The organism is Pseudomonas sp. EGD-AK9, from assembly GCF_000465935.2.
In the GTDB taxonomy this organism is placed as follows: domain Bacteria; phylum Pseudomonadota; class Gammaproteobacteria; order Pseudomonadales; family Pseudomonadaceae; genus Aquipseudomonas.
This window is the reverse complement of sequence record NZ_AVOF01000266.1, coordinates 1-4,442: the sequence shown is the minus strand read 5'-3', so window position 1 is coordinate 4,442 and position 4,442 is coordinate 1. Positions and strand designations below refer to the sequence as shown.

Annotated in this window: 4 protein-coding genes and 2 pseudogenes; 4 read left to right on the top strand and 2 right to left on the bottom strand. The window is 68.3% G+C overall.

Translation table 11 applies throughout. The annotated features are described in order from the left end of the window. Positions 1-345: pseudogene (locus N878_RS13405) on the top strand (inorganic triphosphatase); the annotation flags it as partial. 61 nt (positions 346-406) lie between these two features. Here the strand turns inward: N878_RS13405 and N878_RS13400 are convergent. Beyond that, complete coding sequence (locus tag N878_RS13400) at positions 407-874, bottom strand: Lrp/AsnC family transcriptional regulator (RefSeq protein WP_021444163.1); 468 nt, start codon at positions 872-874, stop codon at positions 407-409. Between the two features lie 127 nt (positions 875-1,001). Here N878_RS13400 and N878_RS13395 point away from each other — a divergent pair, with 127 nt between their 5' ends. Both N878_RS13395 and N878_RS13390 read left to right on the top strand, forming a co-directional pair. Beyond that, the gene (locus N878_RS13395) at positions 1,002-1,337 is read left to right on the top strand and encodes a hypothetical protein (protein WP_021444162.1); all 336 of its coding nucleotides are present in this window, start codon (positions 1,002-1,004) and stop codon (positions 1,335-1,337) included. Positions 1,338-1,425: 88 nt separating this feature from the next. Continuing rightward, a complete protein-coding gene (locus N878_RS13390; RefSeq protein WP_021444161.1) occupies positions 1,426-3,210 on the top strand; it encodes a GspE/PulE family protein in 1,785 nt (594 codons plus the stop codon). A 194-nt stretch (positions 3,211-3,404) separates the two neighbouring features. Here N878_RS13390 and N878_RS13385 read toward each other — a convergent pair whose 3' ends face one another. Next, positions 3,405-4,109, bottom strand: a complete 705-nt coding sequence (locus N878_RS13385; protein WP_031303153.1) for a murein L,D-transpeptidase catalytic domain family protein — start codon at positions 4,107-4,109, stop codon at positions 3,405-3,407. Between the two features lie 126 nt (positions 4,110-4,235). Here N878_RS13385 and N878_RS13380 point away from each other — a divergent pair. Next, positions 4,236-4,442: pseudogene (locus tag N878_RS13380) on the top strand (murein L,D-transpeptidase); the annotation flags it as partial.

Here is a 4,442-nt window from a genome sequence, read left to right as displayed (position 1 = left end):
TGGACCGCCGCGCGCAACAACCGCGGCAACCGCCAGGGCGGCGCGGCGCTGGGCAACTGGCTGCCGACGCTGCTCGCCGAGGAAGGTGCGGCGCTGCAACTGCGCCGCTACCAGCAGCAACCGGAAGACCTGGCCGAGCAGCTGCCGCGCCTGGAGCGTCTGCTGGTCTGGCTGCGCCTGGCCCGCAGCGTGCTCGAGGTGGCCGAGGTCGACCGCCTGTACGGCGAGCTGAACAAGTTCCAGCTGCTGGCCCAGCAGCCGCTGGACGACGAGCAGCGCCAGCTGCGCGCGAGCCAGGCGCAGATCCTGCAAAGCCTGAAGCCCTGGAAGGCGCTGGTGAAATAAATCCCCGGGTTGCATCCGGGCCGCCTCCGGGCGCCCGGATCGGACGGCCGCGCAGCGCCGCCTAAGCCAACGGCAAGCTGGTGGTGGACTTGATCTCCGACAGGGCGACGATGGAGTTGACCTCCTGGATGCCCGGCACCAGCGACAGCTTCTCGAAGAAGAAGCGCTCGTAGGCCTCGATGTCGCGGGTGACGATACGCAGCATGAAGTCCACAGCGCCCATCAGCACGTGACACTCCAGCACCTCGGGAAACTCGCGCATGGCCTCGGCGAACTCGGTGAGGTTGGAGCGGCCGTGGGCGTTGAGCTTGACCTGGGCGAACACCTGGGTGTGCAGGCCGACCTTCTTGCGCTCGAGCAGGGTCACCTGGCGGCGGATCACCCCCTCCTCCTTGAGCCGCTGGATGCGCCGCCAGCAGGGCGATTGCGACAGGCCGACGCGCTCGGCGATCTCCGCGGTGGAGAGGCCAGCGTCCTCCTGCAGCAGGGCGAGAATGCGCTGGTCGTAAACATCCAGGGCGACGGACATAAAAATTCCTCGATAACGGCAGTCAACGGCAAGACTATCCACAAAAAACGGGTTTTCACAGAAAACCAGGCAGAACTTTTGCCGCGCGAAGGGCGAAACTGGAGCAAATCCACCGCGAGATGCCGCCATGCCCGACGCCACGCCCTTCCCCGCTCCGCACAGCCGCCGCGATCCCTGGCAGGATCGCCCCGAGTCGGCCGTCGAGTACCGCCTGCGCACCGAGGCCGAGGCCGACGTGCTGTGTCGCCTGCTCGGCCTGTTCGCCCAGTTGCAGCTGCTGCCGCAACAGCTGCAGGTGCTGCGCCAGGACGGCGACCTGCAGGTGCGACTGCAGCTGCACGGTCTGTCGCTGCATCGCGCCAGGGTGCTGGCGGAGAAACTGCGCGGCCTGGTGTGCGTCTGGCAGGTCGACTGGCGGCAGCTGGATCACAGCCCGGAGCAGGCGGCGCTGCGCACTGGGTAATGGGTCACGCCGGGGCCTTAGCCCCGTCCGCGCTTTTCGGGCATCCTAGCGGCTACGCTTGTTCAGGCCGAACCACCGAGGAGCCCGCATGTCCGCCTTCGCCACCACCGCCCAAGACCGCGTACTGGATCTCGGCGACCTGCTGCGCGAGCTGGTCGCCCAGGGCCGGGTCGATCAGGACGCGGCCGAGCAGTGCCTGGCGATTCGCCGCAGTTCGCTGAACCACCAGCAGCACCCGCTGGAGTTTCTCGCCGCGCAGCAGGTCGACGACCTCAGCCGCCCGGGCAAGAAGCTCGACCTGGAGAGCCTCACCGTCTGGCTGGCGCAGTTCGCCGGCCAGCCCTACCTGCGCATCGACCCGCTGAAGATCGATGTCGCCGCCATCACCCCACTGATGTCCTACGCCTTCGCCCAACGGCACAAGATTCTCGCCGTGGCGGTGGATGCCGAGAGCGTCACCATCGCCAGCAGCCAGCCGCTGGTGCACAGCTGGGAAGCCAACCTGGTGCACGTGCTCAAGCGCCCGATCAAGCGGGTGGTGGCCAACCCGGCGGACATCCAGCGCTTCACCGTGGAGTTCTACCGCCTGGCCCGCTCGGTCAGCGGCGCCACCTCGGTGGATCAGAAGATCAGCGGCGTCGGCAACTTCGAGCAACTGCTCAGCCTCGGCGCCCAGGACCAGGAGCCGGACGCCAACGACGCGCATATCGTCAATATCGTCGACTGGCTGTTCCAGTACGCCTTCCAGCAGCGTGCCAGCGATATCCATATCGAACCGCGCCGCGAACAGGGCAGCGTGCGCTTTCGCATCGACGGCGTGCTGCACACCGTCTACCAGTTCCCGCCGCAGGTGACCATGGCGGTGGTCAGCCGCCTCAAGTCCCTGGGCCGGATGAACGTGGCGGAGAAACGCAAGCCGCAGGACGGCCGGGTCAAGACCAAGACCCCGGACGGCGGCGAGGTGGAGCTGCGCCTGTCGACCCTGCCCACCGCCTTCGGCGAGAAGATGGTGATGCGTATCTTCGACCCCGAGGTGCTGCTGAAGAGCCCGGACCAGCTGGGTTTCTCCGCCGACGACCTGCGCCGCTGGGAGAGCATGACCCGCCAGCCCAACGGCATCATCCTGGTCACCGGGCCGACCGGCTCGGGCAAGACCACCACGCTGTACACCACGCTCAAGCAGCTGGCCACCGCCGAGGTCAACGTCTGCACCATCGAGGACCCGATCGAGATGATCGAGGGCGCCTTCAACCAGATGCAGGTGCAGCACAATATCGACCTGACCTTCGCCAGCGGCGTGCGCGCGCTGATGCGCCAGGACCCGGACATCATCATGGTCGGCGAGATCCGCGACCTGGAGACCGCGGAGATGGCGATCCAGGCGGCGCTCACCGGCCACCTGGTGCTGTCGACCCTGCACACCAACGACGCGCCGAGCGCCATCACCCGCCTGCTCGAACTGGGCGTGCCGCACTACCTGCTCAAGGCCACCGTGCTCGGCGTCATGGCCCAGCGCCTGGTGCGCACCCTGTGCCCGCACTGCAAGGCGCCGCTGCAACTGGACGAGGACGGCTGGCAGAGCCTGACCAAACCCTGGAGCGCGCCGCTGCCGACCGGCGCGCAGCAGGCCGTGGGCTGCCTGGAATGCCGCGACACCGGCTACCGCGGCCGCGCCGGGGTGTACGAGATCATGCTGCTGAGCGATGCGATCAAGCCGCTGATCACCGCCGACACCGACCTCGTCGCCCTGCGCCGCGCGGCGTTCAAGGAAGGCATGCGCAGCCTGCGCCTGTCCGGCGCGCAGAAGGTCGCCGCCGGCCTGACCACCATCGAGGAAGTGCTGCGGGTGACCCCGCAGAGCGAGCAGAAGTGACGCATCCGGGGCGCAACGCTCGGCTGGCGGCTCGATACCGCCGTTTGCGGCGGCTTGAACGGGTGCATGGCCTGCGCTTAGCCCAACGGGCGATGCTCGACGTAACGCCGAAACCGGGCTAGGCAGCGGTGCTGGCGGACGCCGGGCGGAGTGCTGCGCACTCCCCGTTGGGCTTCGCTGCGCTCAGCGCCAACCTACCCCTCGCCAGCGCTGCTCAATGCCGCCATCTGCTGCGGCTTGCACGCGAGGTAGGCCGAGCCCGCCAGCCAGCGCGGGTCGGAGTGCCAGGCGAAGAGGAACTGGCCGCCCTTGAGCTGATCGACCACCAGCCGCGCCACCTCGCGGCGCACCGCCGGGCAACCCAGGCTGCGGCCGATGCGGCCATGCTGCTGCACCCAGCGCGGGTTCACGTAGTCGGCGCCGTGGATGACGATCGCGCGCTCGCGCGCCAGGTCGTTGAGGCCGGGTTCCAGGCCGTCCATGCGCAGCGAATAGCCGTGCTTGCCGCGGTAGCTCTCGGCGGTGCGGAACAGGCCGAGGCTGGTCTGGTGGCTGCCCAGGTCGTTGGAGAAGGCCTCGGCGAAATTCTCCCCGGAGCGCCGGCCATGGGCGACGAAGTCGCGCAGCAGCAGGCGCTTGCGCTGCAGGTCGAAGATCCACAGGCGGCGCTCGGTCGACGGCCGCGAATAGTCGATCACCGCCAGGCGCCGGGCATCGCCGGCCCCATGGTTGACCGCGCACTGCATGGCTGCCAAGGCATGGCGCAGCGCCTGCGGCTCGAGCCCGGGAGCCTGCCGCGCCAGCTCGGCGAACAGCCCATCCTGCGCCGCGCTCGCCCACAGCGGCGCACCGAGCAACCACAAACCCGCCAACCAGCACCGGCCGATACGTCCAAACATCTGCGTAATCACCTCTGCGCACAGACTCCGGGACGTCCTGTCGCTGAATCCCATGGCGGCCCGCCTATACTGGACGCGCGGCGCCGACCCGGGTGGCGCCTTTTCTGAGCCAAGGACTGGAGCAGTATGTTGTTCAAAAAACGTGCATCTTACCTGAGCGGCCTGCTGCTCACCCTGCCACTGGTCGCCGCCACGGATGCCGCCACCAGCGCCGACCTGCGCCCGTTGCTGGAGCAGCTGCCGCAGCACTGCGCGCCCTTACCGACAAATCTAGACGATAACGCGCGCCAGCAACTGCGCGACTTCTACGCCCAGCGCGAGAACCAGCCGGCC

Excerpts from the sequence above, each read along its gene's own strand:
- N878_RS13400 (WP_021444163.1), bottom strand. The coding sequence starts at position 874 with ATGTCCGTCGCCCTGGATGTTTACGACCAGCGCATTCTCGCCCTGCTG.
- N878_RS13395 (WP_021444162.1), top strand. The coding sequence starts at position 1,002 with ATGCCCGACGCCACGCCCTTCCCCGCTCCGCACAGCCGCCGCGATCCC.
- N878_RS13390 (WP_021444161.1), top strand. The coding sequence starts at position 1,426 with ATGTCCGCCTTCGCCACCACCGCCCAAGACCGCGTACTGGATCTCGGC.
- N878_RS13385 (WP_031303153.1), bottom strand. The coding sequence starts at position 4,109 with ATGTTTGGACGTATCGGCCGGTGCTGGTTGGCGGGTTTGTGGTTGCTC.